Annotated in this window: 17 protein-coding genes; 4 read left to right on the top strand and 13 right to left on the bottom strand. The window is 39.3% G+C overall.

The genetic code is table 11. The features are described 5' to 3' along the window. Positions 1–23 precede the first annotated feature (23 nt). The 4 genes from K1I97_RS07265 to K1I97_RS07250 form a co-directional block, all read right to left on the bottom strand. On the bottom strand, positions 24–1,202 hold the full coding sequence (locus K1I97_RS07265; RefSeq protein WP_223331971.1) for an MFS transporter: 1,179 nt from the start codon (positions 1,200–1,202) through the stop codon (positions 24–26). An 80-nt stretch (positions 1,203–1,282) separates the two neighbouring features. Continuing rightward, positions 1,283–2,146: an Rgg family transcriptional regulator gene (locus tag K1I97_RS07260; RefSeq protein ID WP_223331972.1), complete on the bottom strand. Its 864-nt coding sequence runs from the start codon at positions 2,144–2,146 to the stop codon at positions 1,283–1,285. A gap of 3 nt (positions 2,147–2,149) precedes the next feature. After that, on the bottom strand, positions 2,150–4,051 hold the full coding sequence (gene abc-f, locus K1I97_RS07255) for a ribosomal protection-like ABC-F family protein (protein WP_223331973.1): 1,902 nt from the start codon (positions 4,049–4,051) through the stop codon (positions 2,150–2,152). A gap of 79 nt (positions 4,052–4,130) precedes the next feature. Next, the gene (locus tag K1I97_RS07250; protein ID WP_223331974.1) at positions 4,131–5,288 is read right to left on the bottom strand and encodes a DUF4352 domain-containing protein; all 1,158 of its coding nucleotides are present in this window, start codon (positions 5,286–5,288) and stop codon (positions 4,131–4,133) included. Between the two features lie 531 nt (positions 5,289–5,819). On the opposite strand from K1I97_RS07250, the gene K1I97_RS07245 reads away from it, so the two are divergent. Then, on the top strand, positions 5,820–7,538 hold the full coding sequence (locus K1I97_RS07245) for a phospho-sugar mutase (protein WP_223331975.1): 1,719 nt from the start codon (positions 5,820–5,822) through the stop codon (positions 7,536–7,538). A 111-nt stretch (positions 7,539–7,649) separates the two neighbouring features. Further along, positions 7,650–7,997 carry a PedC/BrcD family bacteriocin maturation disulfide isomerase gene (locus K1I97_RS07240; RefSeq protein ID WP_070800487.1) on the top strand — a complete coding sequence of 116 codons (348 nt, stop codon included), beginning with the start codon at positions 7,650–7,652 and terminating at the stop codon, positions 7,995–7,997. A gap of 423 nt (positions 7,998–8,420) precedes the next feature. Here K1I97_RS07240 and K1I97_RS07235 read toward each other — a convergent pair whose 3' ends face one another. From K1I97_RS07235 to K1I97_RS07195, 9 genes are all read right to left on the bottom strand, one after another. Then, positions 8,421–9,353 (bottom strand): hypothetical protein, encoded by a 933-nt coding sequence (locus K1I97_RS07235; protein ID WP_223331976.1) that lies wholly within the window; start codon positions 9,351–9,353, stop codon positions 8,421–8,423. A gap of 16 nt (positions 9,354–9,369) precedes the next feature. After that, positions 9,370–10,179, bottom strand: a complete 810-nt coding sequence (locus tag K1I97_RS07230) for an MBL fold metallo-hydrolase (protein WP_038806131.1) — start codon at positions 10,177–10,179, stop codon at positions 9,370–9,372. Between the two features lies 1 nt (position 10,180). Then, positions 10,181–11,530, bottom strand: a complete 1,350-nt coding sequence (vicK, locus tag K1I97_RS07225; RefSeq protein WP_223331977.1) for a cell wall metabolism sensor histidine kinase VicK — start codon at positions 11,528–11,530, stop codon at positions 10,181–10,183. Then, the gene (gene yycF / locus K1I97_RS07220) at positions 11,523–12,230 is read right to left on the bottom strand and encodes a response regulator YycF (RefSeq protein ID WP_000723165.1); all 708 of its coding nucleotides are present in this window, start codon (positions 12,228–12,230) and stop codon (positions 11,523–11,525) included. The genes vicK and yycF overlap by 8 nt, the downstream gene beginning before the upstream one ends. 56 nt (positions 12,231–12,286) lie before the next feature. Further along, positions 12,287–13,465 carry an A/G-specific adenine glycosylase gene (mutY, locus tag K1I97_RS07215; RefSeq protein ID WP_223331978.1) on the bottom strand — a complete coding sequence of 393 codons (1,179 nt, stop codon included), beginning with the start codon at positions 13,463–13,465 and terminating at the stop codon, positions 12,287–12,289. Between the two features lie 85 nt (positions 13,466–13,550). Beyond that, positions 13,551–14,525 carry a phosphate acetyltransferase gene (pta, locus tag K1I97_RS07210; RefSeq protein WP_000451592.1) on the bottom strand — a complete coding sequence of 325 codons (975 nt, stop codon included), beginning with the start codon at positions 14,523–14,525 and terminating at the stop codon, positions 13,551–13,553. A 42-nt stretch (positions 14,526–14,567) separates the two neighbouring features. Further along, the gene (locus tag K1I97_RS07205; protein ID WP_223331979.1) at positions 14,568–15,464 is read right to left on the bottom strand and encodes an RluA family pseudouridine synthase; all 897 of its coding nucleotides are present in this window, start codon (positions 15,462–15,464) and stop codon (positions 14,568–14,570) included. Continuing rightward, positions 15,461–16,279 (bottom strand): NAD kinase, encoded by an 819-nt coding sequence (locus tag K1I97_RS07200; RefSeq protein WP_223331980.1) that lies wholly within the window; start codon positions 16,277–16,279, stop codon positions 15,461–15,463. The genes K1I97_RS07205 and K1I97_RS07200 overlap by 4 nt, the downstream gene beginning before the upstream one ends. Then, entirely contained in the window at positions 16,263–16,934 is a 672-nt protein-coding gene (locus K1I97_RS07195; RefSeq protein ID WP_223331981.1) for a GTP pyrophosphokinase, read from the bottom strand. Before K1I97_RS07195 ends, K1I97_RS07200 begins: the two co-directional genes overlap by 17 nt. A 128-nt stretch (positions 16,935–17,062) precedes the next feature. On the opposite strand from K1I97_RS07195, the gene K1I97_RS07190 reads away from it, so the two are divergent. Together K1I97_RS07190 and K1I97_RS07185 are read left to right on the top strand one after the other, a co-directional pair. After that, positions 17,063–17,632, top strand: coding sequence for a CYTH domain-containing protein (locus K1I97_RS07190; protein WP_223331982.1), 570 nt, complete (start codon positions 17,063–17,065; stop codon positions 17,630–17,632). A 67-nt stretch (positions 17,633–17,699) separates the two neighbouring features. Further along, a complete protein-coding gene (locus K1I97_RS07185) occupies positions 17,700–18,659 on the top strand; it encodes a ribose-phosphate diphosphokinase (protein WP_223331983.1) in 960 nt (319 codons plus the stop codon). Positions 18,660–18,662 lie beyond the last annotated feature (3 nt).

Below are 18,662 nucleotides of genomic sequence, written 5' to 3'. Positions count from 1 at the left end.
AAATATTTTCTAAAAAAGAGAAATTATAACTCTTTTTTTAAATGACTTCGCACATAAACGAGAGATAGACAAGATAGGATGATAACCCCGCTTCCAATTATCAAGAAAGAAAAGAGATGAACACTTGGCAGCACTGTCATAAAGCCTTTTGCAATCGGCATAAATAGAATGGCTAAGGTAAAAATTGTGCTTAGCACTCTCCCCAAGTATTCCCCCTCAACCTTGGTTTGCACCTGAGTAAAAAAGTGAATATTAAATATCGTCATAAACAGTTCACAAACTAAATTTCCAGAAAAGGAAAGAAAAGTTGGCAGTGGTAATCCCATCATAAAAACTCCAACTCCAGTCAAGGCCAATAAAATCAAAAGATTATAAACACTTGCCTTTATTTTACTAGCTAGAAGAGCTCCGATAATCGAACCAATAGCACCCATGGTTAAGATAGTCGCATAAGCTCCTTCTACTCCATATAGTTTATTTGAAAAAGGGAGGAGAAATTCAAAAGCTGCAAAAAAGAAATTAACACTGGAAGCTACTAACAAAAGGAAAAAGATCTCTTGCTGGCGCCAAATATAGCGAATTCCTTCTTTCATATCAGCCAAAATATTTTTCCAGCTGAAAGTCTTTTTCTCTTGTACCAAAGTCTCTTTTTGGGGAAGGAAAGCTACTAAGGTAAATGCAATGAAAAAACTAATGGCATCTAAAACAAGCGTCATATGAAGACTAGCAAATTGTAAAACGAGGAAAGAAAGTACAGGGGAGCTAACGCCTACAACCTGCAAAACGAGCTCTAAACGAGCATTATAGGTCACAATCTCGTCTTTCTCTACAACCTCAGTTATAATGGCTTTATTGGCTGTACGAGAAAATGAAAAGGCAACCGCCTGAACAATATTGGCGAAGATCAGAGCAGCAATCATCAAGCTATCATTTCTGATGAAAGAAATAGCTAAGCAAAGAACGCCACAAATTAAGTCCGTCGTCATCAAAATTTTGCGACGCGAAAAACGGTCTGAAATCACTCCGCCAAAGGGATTGACCAGAATCGATGTGACGAGTTCAGAAATTTGATAAATCCCAAGAACAGTCTGTCCTATCGTTCCCATTGATGCTAACCAAACACTATTTCCATAATCATAGAGCATATTTCCTATCTTATTAATCGCACCACGACTAATCAACTGGATTGCATGTCGATTCATATAAAAAGCTCCTCTCAAATTTTGAAACTATTGTATCAAAACTGAAAGGAGTCTCTTTATTCTTCCCTTATTTGGGAAATTTAAGCATTTACAAATTTTTCATAATGTTCCTGATAATAAGCCACTTGCTCTGGAAGTCCAAGCACATCAAAAATATGCATAGCCTCCTGCATCTGACTACAACCCTCTTCTTTCAAGGCTCTCTGGTAGAGGGCGAAACCTTTGAGATAATGGAAGATATTGCGCTCATAAAGCTTGATACCATTTCCAATCAACTTCTCCACATAGGCCTCAAAATAGTCCGCATTCGCAAAAGAACGGTTTTCCAAACAATGCTGGTAACAGTTAAGAGCTAAAATCAAAACAAGTTTACGATGCCGACCAATTTCTTTGTAGTAGTCTTCTCGCTCCATGACTTCTCTGCCAATCCGAGCAACATAGTCCACATTGTAGAAAGTATAGAGATTTCCGAAAAGAATCAACTCATACATGGTCCATTCTTCTGTTTGAAAAAGATAATCTGCTACCTTTTCCAAATCACTCTGACTCATCGTGTAATGAGCATCTCTTTGACAAATCAGACCTTGTAGCAGAATCCAATTCAGCTCAAAATAGAGGGGATTGGTCGAACTCTTCGCTTTCTTGAGCTGTTCCTTTTGAAGCTTTTGAAAACCTGCAATATCATTTGAGTAGTAAAGCGGAATAATCTGCGCCATCAAGGCAACGTGTTCATGATTATGGAAATTTCTAGCCTTATCCATAAAATTTTCAACGGTCACGTGAATATTATCCAAAATTTCAAAGAAACGAGAAACTGCTAGTTCAGACTCCCCAAGCTCAAAGCGAGATAATTGAGAGGTTGAACATGATTCACCTGTCGCCTCTTTTAAGGAATACTTTCCACTTGTTCGAAATTCACGAAATACCTTTCCAAGATGTTCCATTTTTTACACCTGCTCCGATAATTCTTCCCACTCAAGCATAGCCTCTTCTTGACGATGGCTAATTTTGTCCAGTTCAGCTTGCAATTCCATGAGTTTTTCGGCGTCGTTGGTTTCCAGCATCTGTTCAGAAATGGCTTGACTTTGAGTTTCTAACTCTTCGATTTCAGCCTCTAAACTCTCTATTTGTCGCATGAGCTTGCGGGCTTCTTTTTGACTTTCTTTCTGGGCTTGGTAGTCATTAACTGAACTTGTTTCTTTTGCTTGATTACTTGTTGAAGTTTCTTCTGTCTGGCTGACTTCCATTTCAGCCTTTTTATCAACATAGTAGTCATAATCTCCTAGATAGAGAGTCGAACCATTCTCGGACAATTCCAAAACATGAGTGGCTACACGGTTGATGAAATAACGGTCGTGGCTGACAAAAAGAAGGGTTCCATCAAAATCAATCAAGGCATTTTCTAACACTTCCTTGCTATCAATATCCAAGTGGTTGGTCGGCTCGTCCAAAATCAAGAAATTGTTGTTTTCCATTGAAAGTTTGGCAAGCAGTAAACGAGCTTTCTCGCCACCAGACAGCATTCCAACTGATTTTTTAACATCATCCCCTGAGAAGAGGAAAGCGCCAAGACGGTTACGGATTTCAACTTCTGGTGTCAGTTTAAAATCATTCCAAAGTTCATCCAGAACAGTATTACTTGGTGTCAACTTGCTTTGAGTCTGGTCATAGTAGCCGACCTCAACATTGGCACCAAAACGCTTCTCTCCTTTGATAAAAGGAATCTGGTCCACGATAGACTTGATAAGGGTTGACTTACCAATACCATTTGGTCCTACGATGGCAACAGCATTCATTTTACGAAGGTCAAGATTGATAGGTTCTGACAATATTTCCCCATCATAGCCAATAGCAGCATTTTCAACAGTCAAAACGACATTTCCCGACGTTTTTTCAGACTGGAAGGTCATATTGGCTGATTTCTTGCCAGCTTCAGGCTTGTCCAAACGCTCCATTTTTTCTAGTTGTTTACGGCGAGATTGAGCACGTTTGGTTGTTGAAGCTCGGACTAGATTGCGATTGACAAAGTCTTCCAGAGCAGCGATTTCCTTCTGCTGCTTTTCATAGTTTTTTGCCTCAGTAGCTAGCTTTTGCTCTTTTTGTTCAACGAAACGAGAGTAATTTCCCACATAACGGTCTAAAGAATGCTTGGTTAAATCGAGTGTAACCGTCGCAACCTTATCCAAAAAGTAACGGTCGTGACTGACAATAATGAGGGCACCGCTATAGTTCACCAAGTAATTCTCTAGCCAGGCAATGGTTTCGATATCCAAGTGGTTGGTCGGCTCGTCCAAAACCAAGAGATTAGGCTTTTCAAGGAGCATTTTTGCTAGAGCCAGACGAGTATTTTGACCACCAGAAAGCTCGGCTATTTTCATCTGCCACATAGACTCGTCAAACTTGAATCCATTCAAAATCGCTCGAATATCAGCTTCGTAAGTAAAACCACCAGCCTGTCGAAAATTCTCTGATAAGCGATCATAATCCGCCATCAGTTTATCCAAATCTTCACCTGACTTTTCACCCATCTCCAACTCCATCTGACGAAGTTGCTTCTCTGTCCGACGTAGATCATCAAAAACATGGAGCATTTCATCGTAGATGGTATTTTCAGACTCAAAACGGCTATTTTGGGCTAGGTAAGACAGAGAAATATCTTTTTTCTTATTGATTTCTCCACTAGTCGGCTCCTCTTCCCCAACTAAAATCTTCAAAAGAGTAGACTTACCTGCTCCATTTCTCCCAACGAGGGCAATTCGGTCTCGCTCATCGACTTGCAGATTGATATTATCAAAAAGGACTTCACCTGCAAAAGAACGTTCAATTTTATTAGCTTGTAAAATAATCATATATCTATTTTACTATCTTTTTCATTTTTGCACAATTGCAATGAAAAAAAGTTCGAGTGGTAAACTCGAACTTTTAACCTTAATATCCAATGCCTCCACGGAATGTGCGAGCCATATCTTTTAAGTCATAGTTTTTAGAAGAGGTATCGATGGTCCATTTTCCATCTTTCTTGGTCATTTTAATTTCATAACCCTCTTTCTTCATGTTATCACTAGTGTCTAGTAGAGTTGAATCAAATTGACTTGGTGCATTTTCTAAAATGTACTTCTCACCAGCTTTCATAGCTTCTGAGTAGTTGCTGTATTTTCCTTTATTTTCTTCGTAGAATTTACGGCTCAATTCATGAATATCCAAGTTATCCAAGTCAATTGTCTCTGGTCTTACATAAACGACAGCATAATCTGGCAAGTATGTCTTCACCTTGTAATCAACTTTTGCTCTCTTAGCGTTTGCTTTGATGTAAGCATCTGCGAACGTTCTAAGTTCTGCATCAGAAGGTTTGTAGTTATAGAACCCTTTTCCAAATGACTCTACAAACTTCTTAATGAACTCTTCTTTATCTGCCTTAATATCATTTGAAATTTCATCAACTTTATCAGAAGATTTCTTATCATCAGCAAGTGCAATAATCTGATTTTTATTATCAGTGACACTTAGCTTCGATCCCCCTCCAGTATTTTCACCATCTAAGAAAACACTATCAACATATTTCTTCATCGCATCTTTGGCTTCATCAATATGGTCTTCATATTTAGAAGGGTCAACCTTGATTGCAATATCATTGTTTTTGTTTTTTGATTGTTCTTTGATATCTTCATAAAGACTTGGTGCAAAGTGAAGCTCATATTTAGCATCTTTGTCGATTTCATACACAACATAACCAGCTACACTCTTACCTTTAGAAATACTATCTCCATAAGACATAAACTTAGTCTTACTGTCTGTTTCGTATATTTGGAGTGGCTCTACTTTTTCGTCTTTTTCATTATAAAGTGTAATATCGCGGCTAGTAAAACTAAATGTTTTATCGCGATTATTTTTTATTTCTACTTGAAGCGCAAGATAGTGTGAAGAGGAATCCTCATCTTTCGGTAAAATGTACATACCGTCTTTGACTGAAACTTCGAAATTCGAGTTCGAAGCTGTTCCATTATCACTAGCCTTTTTCGAAGCCCCACAGGCAACAAGTACTAAAGCTGATAAAAGCAAAGCAGAGTGCTTAAGAATCTTTTTCATAATAGAATTCTCCTTTAATTATTTATTATATTTTACCATATTAATAAAAAAAAATCAACCTTTTATAGGTGAGACTTAAATTTTTTTGAATGATTAGATTATGAATAATCCTATGATAAGGTGAGATATCAATTGGTAAAATCTGAATTTTCCAATTAAATTAAGATAAAATCTTCATCCTAAATAGAGTAAGAAACTTTTTTGTCAAATGGATGCAGACTAATAATGGGAGAAACCACCTCCATACTATTCTATAAATAAAAAAGAGACTAATCAAACTCTGAAGATTATTTTGGAAGAAGTCAACTGTTTGTCTAACCTATTTCCAGAGGTATACAGAGAACAACTCTGAATGTACGTTCCCAACAGAATTATAGATAAATTGAACAATACTGTATCTATTATGTCAAACAATAAAGCATTCAAAAACAAGTTTCAAGCTTTTTCAGAAAGTTATGCTAACGTTTTACTAAAATGTCAAATCGTGATATAATGAAAGCGATTAAAGCAAATAAACAAAGGAGACACTCTATGACTTACCAAGAAAATTATCAAAAATGGGTCGATTTTGCTGACCTTCCTGACTACCTTCGTCAAGATTTGGAAAATATGGACGAAAAAACAAAGGAAGATGCCTTCTATACAAATCTTGAATTTGGTACTGCAGGTATGCGTGGTTTGATTGGTGCTGGTACAAACCGTATCAATATCTATGTTGTTCGTCAAGCTACCGAAGGTTTGGCTCGTTTGATTGAGTCTAAAGACGGAAATGAAAAAGAACGTGGTGTAGCAATTGCCTACGATAGCCGTCACTTCTCACCTGAGTTTGCCTTTGAATCTGCGGCAGTTCTTGCTAAACACGGTATCAAATCTTACGTATTTGAAAGCCTTCGTCCAACTCCAGAACTCTCATTTGCAGTTCGTCACCTCAACTGTTTCGCAGGTATCATGATTACCGCCAGTCACAACCCTGCTCCATTTAACGGTTACAAGGTTTACGGAGAAGACGGTGGACAAATGCCTCCACATGACGCGGACGCTTTGACAACATACATCCGTGCAATCGAAAACCCATTTGCAGTTGAAGTTGCTGATGTGGAAGCTGAAAAAGCTTCTGGTTTGATTGAAGTCATCGGCGAAGCTGTTGATGCAGAATACCTCAAAGAAGTCAAAGACGTAAACATCAACCCAGCTTTGATCGAAGAATTCGGTAAAGACATGAAGATTGTCTACACACCACTTCATGGTACTGGTGAAATGTTGGCTCGTCGTGCTCTTGCCCAAGCAGGATTTGACTCTGTTCAAGTTGTTGAAGCGCAAGCAACTGCAGACCCTGACTTCTCAACTGTGAAATCTCCAAATCCAGAAAGCCAAGCAGCCTTTGCCCTTGCTGAAGAACTTGGTCGTCAAGTTGGTGCGGATGTTCTTGTTGCAACTGACCCTGATGCTGACCGAGTTGGTGTTGAGGTCCTTCAAAAAGATGGTAGCTACCTCAACCTTTCAGGTAACCAAATTGGTGCTATCATGGCTAAATACATCTTGGAAGCCCACAAAAATGCTGGAACTCTTCCTGAAAATGCGGCCCTCTGCAAATCTATTGTTTCAACTGACTTGGTAACGAAGATAGCTGAAAGCTACGGCGCAACCATGTTCAACGTTTTGACAGGTTTCAAATTTATCGCTGAAAAAATCCAAGAATTCGAAGAAAAACACAATCACACTTACATGATGGGATTTGAAGAAAGCTTCGGTTACTTGATTAAACCATTCGTACGTGATAAAGACGCTATCCAAGCTGTTCTAGTCGTTGCTGAACTTGCTGCCTACTACCGTTCACGTGGTTTAACGCTTGCCGATGGTATCGAAGAAATCTACAAAGAATACGGCTACTACGCAGAAAAAACTATCTCTGTTACCCTTTCAGGTGTCGATGGTGCAGAACAAATCAAGGAAATCATGGCTAAGTTCCGTAACAATGCTCCAAAAGAATGGAACGCAACAGCTATCACTGTCGTAGAAGACTTCAAGGCTCAAACTGCTACTGCTGCAGATGGCACTGTTACAAACTTGACAACTCCTCCAAGTGATGTATTGAAATATACACTTGCTGACGGTTCATGGATTGCTGTTCGCCCTTCAGGTACAGAACCAAAAATCAAATTCTACATTGCTGTTGTGGGTGAAAGCAACGAAGATTCACAAGCTAAGATTGCCAACATCGAAGCGGAAATCAATGCTTTTGTGAAATAAGAAACTATAAAAGATGAGACCAACCAATCTCATCTTTTTTTCGTATCAAATCTAAGCATTTTTAGAAACTTTATGGCATACTAGACTTATCAATGAAAGCGAGGTAATCTCATGGAACAATTTTTAGAAAATATCAAAGACCTTGAAGTCACTACAGTTGCGCGTGCACAAGAAGCACTTGATAAGAAGGAAACTGCAACCTTCTTTATTGGTCGCAAAACTTGCCCTTACTGCCGTAAATTTGCTGGCACATTGGCAGGTGTCGTAGCTGAAACTAAAGCCCACATCTACTTCATCAACAGTGAAGAACCAAGCCAACTCAATGAATTACAAGAATTCCGCTCACGCTATGGAATCCCAACTGTACCAGGCTTTGTTCACATCGCAGATGGACAAATCAATGTCCGTTGCGACTCTTCAATGTCAGCACAAGAAATCAAAGAATTTGCAGGATTGTAAAAGGCTGGGTGATAATTCAACTTTTTGAAATTATACTCAAATTAAAATCAAAGTGCACTTTTTTGTTAACAGACTTGTTTAAGAAATATCGTGGTCCAAGTATTACCTTGGAATTTCACCAGCTAATCAATGTACTCTGCTGTATTCTAGAAAATCAACGAAAGGTTTTTAGCAAAAAATATAATATATCTGTTTGCTCGGTGAAAATTTCTGCTCTTTTTGATTTTAATTGAGTATTAATCTAATAAGTATATTCACGATAAAACGCATAACATCAGAGCGGTAAACACCTGATATTATGCGTTTTTAGTATTACGAAGACTTTTTTGAACCTCGTATTATCAAAATTAAATTTTGTTATCTTGAATTCCCCAATAGAACAGACGCCATTAAATTTTAAATAATGGTATTACAAAAAATAAATTATCTATAATTAGCATTAAGAGTCATATTCTCAAGTTTTTTAAAGTTTGTCCCATAAGTAATGTTTTTCCGCCAATTAGTTTTTAGTATATTTCCTTCAATTGAACTAAAGCTATTATTTGGTCCACCAACAAAAATCCTAAATTCTCTTTGATTTTTATAAGAATCCTCCTTTGCCAGTAATAAATAATTGGGATCTTGTTTAATTTGATTAATGGTAAAGGGATACTTATCCCTCGCATAATACTCTATTGCACCGTAATTAAGATTGGGATACTTTTGAAACAGTTTATCTAAAAGATTTGGTGGCAACATTATCCAAGGTCTTTCTTCCCCATTTTCATCATAGGCTATACTTCCTCTTTCTGAATCTCTTTCTTTTAAAGATTCCAAAAACTCCGATTTTAATTTTCTATCTTGTGTTACATCATTCTCAGTAATCATAACAAAACAGCATATCTTCCAATTAGCACTATCACTTTGAAACTTAATATTAAGTTTATCGAATTCATAATGAGTTTTTGATTTGTCTTTTTTTTTATAAACTTCAGGATAAATAACAACATCACTATCTGGGAAGAGAGTACTCATAATTGATTTCACCCTATCCTTTTTAACTAAATCTCTTTCTTTTAAGGAATATAGCACTGCAGAGTTAATTATAATTTCTTCAGAACTTTTATATCTGATTCCAATAGGATTTACCATTGAATATCTTGGATTAATAGTTACAGAACTTCCAGCTACTTTTAAAAATTCAACTCTTTCAGCACTTCCTTCTTTTGCCATCTGTGCTTTTGTACCATTTTCACCAAACCATGAATAATTTGCAAAAAACAGCTCACCGTCTATCAATTTTTCAAAATGATTTTTTTTACAACCTTTTTCAATTTTAAAATCTGAAAATTTTAAAAATCCTATTACTTTTACCATTTTTTATATTTCCAGTCTATATATCCGTTAATGGTGTTGCGGTATCTGGTGAGGTATCGTAAACTTTAAAGTCTACTCCGACTCCCAGATCCGCTTGGGCTAGCTGGTTGACCATAGTCATATGAGCCAGCTCCTTAATATTGTTCTCTTTGGACAAATGCCCGAGGTAGATTTTCTTGGTCCGATTTCCCATTGCACGAATCATGGCCTCAGCACCGTCTTCGTTAGAGAGGTGACCAAGATCAGATAGGATTCGCTGTTTGAGTCGCCAAGCGTAAGAACCTGCTCGCAAAATCTCCACATCGTGGTTGGACTCGATGAGGTAACCGTCCGCATTCTCGACAATCCCTGCCATACGGTCACTTACATAACCTGTATCGGTCAACATGACAAAACTTTTGTCATCTTTCATAAAGCGGTAAAACTGTGGCGCTGCGGCATCGTGGCTGACCCCAAAACTTTCAATGTCGATATCGCCAAAGGTTTTGGTTTTACCCATCTCAAAAATGTGCTTCTGCGATGAATCCACCTTACCGAGGTACTTGCTATTTTCCATAGCTTGCCAAGTTTTCTCATTAGCGTAAAGATCCATACCATACTTACGAGCCAACACACCGACTCCATGGATATGGTCGGAATGCTCATGCGTAATCAAAATCGCATCTAGATCCTCAGGTTTGCGGTTGATTTCAGCTAGCAGACTGGTAATTTTCTTACCAGACAGGCCTGCATCCACTAGGATTTTCTTTTTTGGGGTTTCCAGATAAAAGGAATTTCCACTGGAACCTGATGCTAAAATACTGTATTTAAAGCCTATTTCACTCATTCTAGTCTTCTATTTCGTCCTCCCATATTTCTTCTTTTACGGCATCCTTATCATAAGGGAGCACTATGGTAAATGTTGAACCCTTACCGTATTCACTTTTAGCCCATATAAAGCCATTGTGTTGTTTGATGATTTCCTTTGCAATAGCCAGACCTAGACCAGTTCCACCTTGAGCCCGGCTTCTTGCACGATCCACACGATAAAAGCGGTCGAAAATCTTCGGCAAATCTTGCTTTGGAATACCTAGACCTTGGTCTTTGATGGATAAAATCATCTGATCATCCGTCGTTTTCATGCTGACAGTGATTTTCCCGCCATCTGGTGAGTACTTGATGGCATTGTTAAGAATGTTATCAATCACCTGGGTCATCTTATCGGTATCAATCTCGATCCAAACTGAATTGATAGGATAATCTCTAACCAGCTCATATTTTTTCTCCTCATCCTGACTTCTCATCTTATCAAAACGGTTGAGGATAAAGGTGATGAAGGCCGTAAAGTTAATCAACTCCACGTCCAGCCGAGTGGTCGCATTATCAATACGAGAGAGATGCAAAAGATCTGTCACCATCCGCATCATACGGTTGGTTTCATCAAGCGAAACCTTGATAAAATCAGGAGCAACAGGATCATACAAGGCTCCCTCGTCCAAGGCTTCAAGATAAGATTTAACACTCGTCAAAGGAGTCCTCAACTCATGGCTAACATTGGACACGAAGAGTCTCCGTTCACGCTCTTCCTTCTCCTGTTCAGTCGTATCGTGCAAAACGGCAACCAAACCAGAGATGAATCCAGACTCACGACGAATGAGTGCAAAACGCACACGAAGACTAAGATATTCTCCATTAGCATTTTGGGAATCAATCATAAATTCAGGAATCTGTGTAATGAGGTCACGCAGTTCATATTCATCCTCTATCTTAAGCAATTCTAGGATGCTTTTGTTCAATGCTTCTTCTTTTACGATACCCAGCTGTTTCTTAGCCATATCGTTAATCATGGTAATCTGACCACGGCGATTGGTTGCAAGAACTCCATCTGTCATATAAGAAAGAATACTGTTAAGCCTTTTTGTTTCTTGCTCCAGATTTTCCTGCGTTAGACGAATGACCTCAGACAAGTCATTAAGATTATTGGTGATGTTGGTGATTTCAGAGCTTCCTTGCATATCCAAAACTCGAGAATAATCCCCTGCAATCAAATCCTTGACCTTTTGATTAATCTGCTTTAGCCGAATATTATCCCGACGATTTTCCAGTAACAACAAGGTTACCACCAAGATAAAGCCAAGTAAAATCAGGATAAAGATAAAATCACTGGTCAGAATCGTTTGTCTAATATCTTCAATCATTATTTCTCATATAGTAACCTACACCACGACGGGTTAGGATGTATTCTGGACGGCTTGGAGTGTCTTCGATTTTTTCACGCAAACGTCGGATGGTCACGTCCACTGTACGAACATCACCAAAATAATCATAGCCCCAAACAGTCTCAAGCAAGTGTTCACGAGTAATGACTTGACCAATGTGAGAGGCCAAGTGGTACAAGAGCTCAAACTCACGATGAGTCAAATCCAGTTCCTCACCGTATTTCTTAGCCACATAAGCATCTGGAACGATTTCCAGATCGCCAATCTGAAGGGGTTGGGATTTCTTTTCATCAGTTTCTTGACTATCCACTGAAGCGAGGTCTGTACGGCGGAGTAAAGCCTTTACACGCGCCTGCAACTCACGGTTTGAAAATGGCTTGGTCACATAATCATCTGCCCCAAGTTCTAAACCGATAACCTTGTCAAACTCACTATCCTTGGCTGAGAGCATAATGATAGGCACACTGCTCGTCTTACGAATGGTCTTAGCAACTTCTAAACCATCGATTTCAGGAAGCATCAAATCCAGGATAATAATATCTGGTTGCTCCGCCTCAAATAGCTCGATAGCTTCTCTACCATTAAAGGCTGTTACAACCTCATAGCCTTCCTTGGTCATATTAAACTTAATAATATCCGAGATTGGTTTCTCATCATCTACAACTAATATTTTTTTCATATGTTCACCTTTTCTCTATCTATTATAACAAAAAAATGTAAAGAAGGCACAAATGGCTAATATCGGCCCTCATCTTTAAGAACTGTTTTATAAGCCTGCCAAATCTTTTGTTGAGGTTTAGCAAGTGGATAATCAGAAAACTCCTGAGGAGAAATCCAGCGAATTTCTCTGTCATCAAATTGTTTCGAATCTGTCACCTGACCTGCTAGGATTTGAATATGCCATTTACGATGACTAAAGACATGCTTGACTTGATCAAATACTTGATGGGACCAATCAACTTCTAAATCATAATCTTGCTCAAAGTTTTCTTGGGGTGTTGGACCGAAAGTAACGCTTTTTTCAGCAACCTGAGCAAACAGATTCAGCTGTTCCTCTTCCTGTGAAAACTCCTCTACTTCTATCAAAGGAAAATGCCAAAAACCAGCTAATAGTTTCTCACTTTCATTTTTCTCGAGTAGATATTGTCCTCGATTATTGCGTACAACCAAAGCCTTTAGATAGATTGGGAGAGGCTTTTTCTTGGGTTCTTTAATTGGATAAGAATCCATAGTTCCATTCTGATACGCTGCGCTAAAATCCTTAACAGGGCTTTCTTCTGGTCGAGGGTTAACTGGCGCCTCTATGTCAGAGCCTAAATCCATCAGAGCTTGGTTAAAGTCTCCTGGTCGTTCTGGATCAATCAAGATTTCCATCATAGCTTGGAAGATCTTTCGATTGCTGGGAACTCCGATATCATGATTGACTTCAAACAAGCGAGACAAAACTCGCATGACATTGCCATCAACTGCTGGCTCGGGTAAATTAAAAGCGATACTGGAAATTGCTCCCGCAGTGTAAGGGCCAATCCCTTTCAAACTAGAAATTCCTTCGTAAGTGTCTGGAAATTTTCCTCCAAAGTCAGCCATAATCTGCTGAGCCGCAGCCTGCATATTACGCACTCGGGAATAATAGCCCAGCCCCTCCCAAGCTTTCAGCAAGCGTTCCTCAGGTGACGTAGCTAAACTTTCTACTGTCGGAAACCAGTCCAAGAATCGTTCATAGTAGGGAATAACTGTGTCTACTCTAGTCTGTTGGAGCATAATTTCAGAAACCCAGATATGATAAGGATTTTTACTTCTACGCCATGGTAAATCCCGTTTGTTTTCATCGTACCAGTTGAGGAGCTTCTCGCGGAAAGAGGAAATCTTCTCCTCCGTCCACATGTCAACACCGTATTCTTTCAAATCTAACATATATCTAGTATAACATAGAAGCTTCTAACTGTCCTTTTCTTTGTGCTAAAAAGCCTCTTCTACTAGAGGAAGAGACTCCATTTCTTTATTGATTGATCGCCTGAGCTGCTGTGATGAGCGTCAATTTGTAAACATCATCTGGGTTACATCCACGTGATAGGTCGTTGACTGGTTTATTCAATCCTTGTAGAACGGGACCGATAGCTGCGAAACCACCTAGACGTTCAGCTATTTTGTAGCCGATATTTCCTGCTTCGATACCTGGGAAGATGAAGACATTTGCTTGACCTGCTACATTACTACCTGGAGCTTTTAGGGCTGCTGTTTCTGGGACGAAAGCTGCGTCAAATTGCAATTCCCCATCAATCTCAAGGTCTGGACGTAGATCGTGTGCTAATTTAGTTGCTTCAACCACCTTATCAACACTATCACCAAAACCAGAACCTTTTGTAGAATAGCTTAGCATAGCGATTTTGGGTTGAATCCCAAACATTTTGGCAGTAATTGCTGAGTTAATAGCAATTTCAGCCAGAGCTTCTGCATCAGGATTAATATTAAGGGCACAGTCACCAAACAAGTAACGTTCTGTACCACGCACCATAAGAAAAGCTCCTGAAGTACGAGTTACATTTGGACGCGTTTTGATAATTTGAAGAGCTGGACGAACTGTTGAAGCTGTTGAGTGAATAGCTCCTGATACCATTCCATCTACCAAGCCCATATAGACAAGCATAACACCAAAGTAGTTGACATCTTCTAGTAAGACCTGACGTGCTTCTTCTTCCGACATTTTTCCTTTACGACGTTCTACGAGTGCAACCACCATGTCTTCAAATTGAGGATAATGATGTGGATCAATCACTTCATAACCATCCATGATCCCTTCGATTTCAAGATAAATTTTAATTTTTGCAGGGTTTCCAAGCAAAACAGGAACAACTTCCGTTTCTTTTACTAAGCGTTTTGTTGCTTGAAGGATGCGTGGTTCTTCCCCTTCAGGTAGAACAATACGAGCATTTTTGCCAACTAAACTGGCTTTTAGACTTTCAAAAACTTCCATGAGTTTCTCCTTTAAGATAATTAATTATACTCAAAATAGATTTTAAAGAGTATTAGTTGATAACTGAATAATAAGATTGTTAAAATCATCTGGCAAAGGGCTTTCCAGCTCCAGCTGACGCCCTAAGAAGGGATGATAAAAGGATAAGGAATGACAATGTAAGGCCTGGCGTTGAATACCATCTTCTAGGCTACCTCCATAGAGATCATCTCCCAACAAGGGGAAGCCAATATGAGAAAAATGCACTCGGATCTGATGAGTTCGACCAGTATGCAGGCGAATATCGACTAGGTGAATATTTCCATAAGACGCTACAACTTTGTAAGATGTATGGGCGTATTTCCCACCTTTGGCGACCCGTCTCGTGATAATGGAGTCCACATCACGCGCAATCGGGGCAATAATTTCCCCTTCTAGCTCCAAAAACCCATCGCCCTTAACCAAAGCAAAATATCGTTTTTCGATAGACTTTCGTTGCAGTTGCTTGTCTAAACGTGCATGAGCATAGCCGTGCTTGGCAAAGAGCATCAAACCAGATGTATCTCTATCAAGCCTGGTCACTATATGAACCTGCTGGTTTTCATATTCCCGCTTGACATAGTAGCCCTTTATAAAATTGGCAATGGTATTGGAATGATTGACACTGGGAATGGATGCTATTCCATAAGGCTTATTCAAAACCAGAAAATGGTCATCCTCATACAAGATATCTAGAGGACGATCAATGGCTTCAAGAGTTTCAAAGCCTTCCTCTGCTGGAATATCAATGGTAACCCTGTCTCCAACATCTAAGAGATAAGTCGCATTTTGAGGTTGATCATTGACCAGGATAGCTCCACCTCGAAACTTTATCTTAGCCAACAACCCTTTAGAAACCTCGTGTTTCTTAAGAAAGGTTTTGACTTTGACATGTTCATCTGCGATAAATTCGAACCTCATTCATCTACCTCGCCGATGAAGGCATCTTTGACACGATTCCAGAAACTAGTATGACTTGGAGTCGCTACGAAGTGAATCTTGTGATGGTCGATTTGATACTCAATCCGTTCGATATTACGGAATGAATAGACGCTGTTATCGACTGATATCGTATGGTAATCATTGCGTGTCGGTAATAGTTCAATCTTATCTTTTTTGGGAATAATGATTGATGAACCCAAAGTGCGATAGACTCGGTTGTTAAGACTTGCTATTTCCGTCAACTGCAAGGCTTCAATGGTCGGATGCAAGACAGCCCCCCCCAAGGACTTGTTATAGGCAGTGCTTCCAGTTGGCGTTGAAACAGTTACTCCATCTCCTCGAAATCGCTCAAACGGAACGTGGTTAATAATGATATCCGCAACCATGGTGCGATCAGACCTGCGGATGCTGGCTTCGTTTAATGCACGGAAGGTCTTAACTTCTCCGTTTTCAAGTGTCACCTTGACATTCAAAACAGGATAGGAAACCTTAGCACCAGTATCGAGTAGGAGATTAGTCACCAACTGATCCAGCTCAAAATCACGATAATCTGTGTAAAACCCCAAATGCCCTGTATGAACACCTACAAATCGAACCTTGTCTAACTGATTCTCATACTTGTGAAAAGCAGACAAAAGCATTCCGTCGCCACCAATCGAAATGACGATGTCGGGATTGGTATCGTTCAGTATAAAATTTTGTTTCTTGAGTTTTTCCCTCAGCTCGTACAAAACCTTCTGACTCTGCGGTTTTCTGTTTGCTATGAGATCAACTCGCTTACCTGTATTCTTCATCTGTATCGTCACTATTTCCTACACCATCGTTTAGTTTTCTACTCAAAGGATCAAAAAGCGCCTGCGCTTCCTGGATATCGTCACGAATTTTACCCATTTCTTCGTCCAGTTGATGAGCTATTTTTGCCGTAATTTCCAGTCTTTTCTTAATTTCCTCTGGAAAATCACCCTGATACTTATAATTGAGTGAGTGTTCAATCGTAGCCCAGAAATTCATGGCTAATGTCCGGATTTGAATCTCCGCCAAAATCGTCTTAGCCCCGTTAATTGTATCAACCGTGTATTCGACAACCACGTGATAAGAACGATAACCTGATGCCTTACGATGAGTGATATAGTCCCGTTCTTGAATGACTCTCATGTCTTGGCGTTTACGTAGAATTTCAACTACCTCTTTAACGTCATCAACAAACTGAACCATGACACGTAATCCCGCAATATCTTGCAGATCATGTTCCAGACTTGCATAAGTAATTCCTCGACGAGCCATCTTTTCTTTGATACTTTCAATCGGTTTTACACGACCCGTTACAAACTCAATCGGAGAATGCTTATTTTGCTTACGATACTGTTTGCGAATCCCCCGAAGTTTAATCTTCAATTCACCAACAGCCTGAATGTAAGGATCTAAAAATTCTTCCCATTCTATGGTCATACTTTCTCCCTTGTAATGTTTGATTGCTCTGTCGAAAATCTTTGATTTTTTCAGTACATTCGTATACAATAAATACATTGTCCATTATACCATAAATCGCTTTCAAAGATATAGAAAAGGTTGAAAAAATGAAACATTTAGAAATAGAATTGAAAACACTTCTGAAAAAAGAGGAATATAATCATCTAAAAAAACAGTTTTCCCATATCCAACCCGTCTTTCAGAAAAACTACTACATTGACACACCAGATTTCCAATTGCGTGAAAAGAAGGTTGCCATGCGCATTCGCACTTTTTCAGATTGGGCGGAGTTGACCTTAAAAGTACCTCAAACTGTGGGAAATATGGAATACAACCAGAAACTAACTCTTCCAGATGCCGAATCATACCTAGAAAAACAAAAACTACCTCAAGGGCTCGTTCTAGAAAAGCTCGCTAAGATTGGCATCGAAAGTCATGACTGGCTTGTTTTAGGCTGTCTTTCAACCCTTCGTTATGAAACGAAAACTGAAATTGGCTTAATAGCCTTAGATGAAAGTCAATACTTTGACCAGACGGACTATGAACTCGAGCTTGAAGTCACCGACCATGAAAAAGGGAAAGAAGATTTTCAGAGATTTTTAGATGACAATCAGATAACTTATCAGAAAGCTCCATCAAAATTAATTCGTTTTATTAAAAGCATGAAAAAAAGCTGAAATAATCTCCTTTTTTTGGTAGAATAATAAAGATAAAATAATTTGAGTTTACAGAGGACGGTCTATAATGTCAGATAGAAACAACATGAAACTTTTCGCACTTAACTCCAATCATGAAATTGCGCAAAAAATTGCTGAAACGGTTGGTGTACCTCTCGGAAAATTATCTTCTCGTCAATTTTCTGATGGAGAAATCCAAGTCAACATCGAGGAGAGTGTTCGTGGTTATGATGTCTACATCATCCAATCAACCAGCTACCCTGTCAACAACCATTTGATGGAATTATTAATCATGGTTGATGCCTGCGTACGTGCAAGTGCCCATAGTATCAACGTTGTGCTTCCTTATTTTGGTTATGCACGTCAAGATCGTATCGCTTCTTCTCGCGAACCCCTCACTGCAAAACTCGTTGCTAATATGCTCGTCAAAGCAGGTGTTAGCCGTGTTCTAACGCTTGATTTACACGCCGTTCAGGTGCAAGGTTTCTTTGACATCCCTGTAGACAATCTTTATACAATTCCTCTTTTTGCTAAACACTATTGTGACAAGGGCTTGCTTGGACCAGATGTCGTTGTTGTTAGTCCTAAAAACTCTGGTGTCAAGCGCGCTCGTAGCTTAGCTGAATACCTAGATGCACCAATCGCAATCATCGACTATGCTCAAGACGATTCAGAGCGGAGCCAAGGCTATATCATTGGAGATGTTGAGGGCAAGAAAGCTATCTTAATTGATGATATCCTGAACACTGGCCGTACTTTCTCAGAAGCAGCACAAATCGTAGAGCGTGAAGGTGCAACTGAAATCTATGCGGTATCCAGTCATGGTCTCTTTGTTGAAGGCGCTGCTGATCTTCTTGATGCTACCAACATCAAAGAAATCCTCGTGACAGACTCAGTAGCCACAAAAGAAAGAACTCCGAAAAATGTGTGCTACATTACCGCTAGCGAACTGATCGGTGATGCTATCGTCCGCATCCATGAAAGAAAGCCAGTCAGCCCACTCTTTGCATACAACAAAAAGAAATAAGGT

The organism is Streptococcus oralis, from assembly GCF_019929345.1.
Lineage (GTDB): Bacteria > Bacillota > Bacilli > Lactobacillales > Streptococcaceae > Streptococcus.
This window is presented reverse-complemented; position numbering and strand designations above follow the sequence as displayed.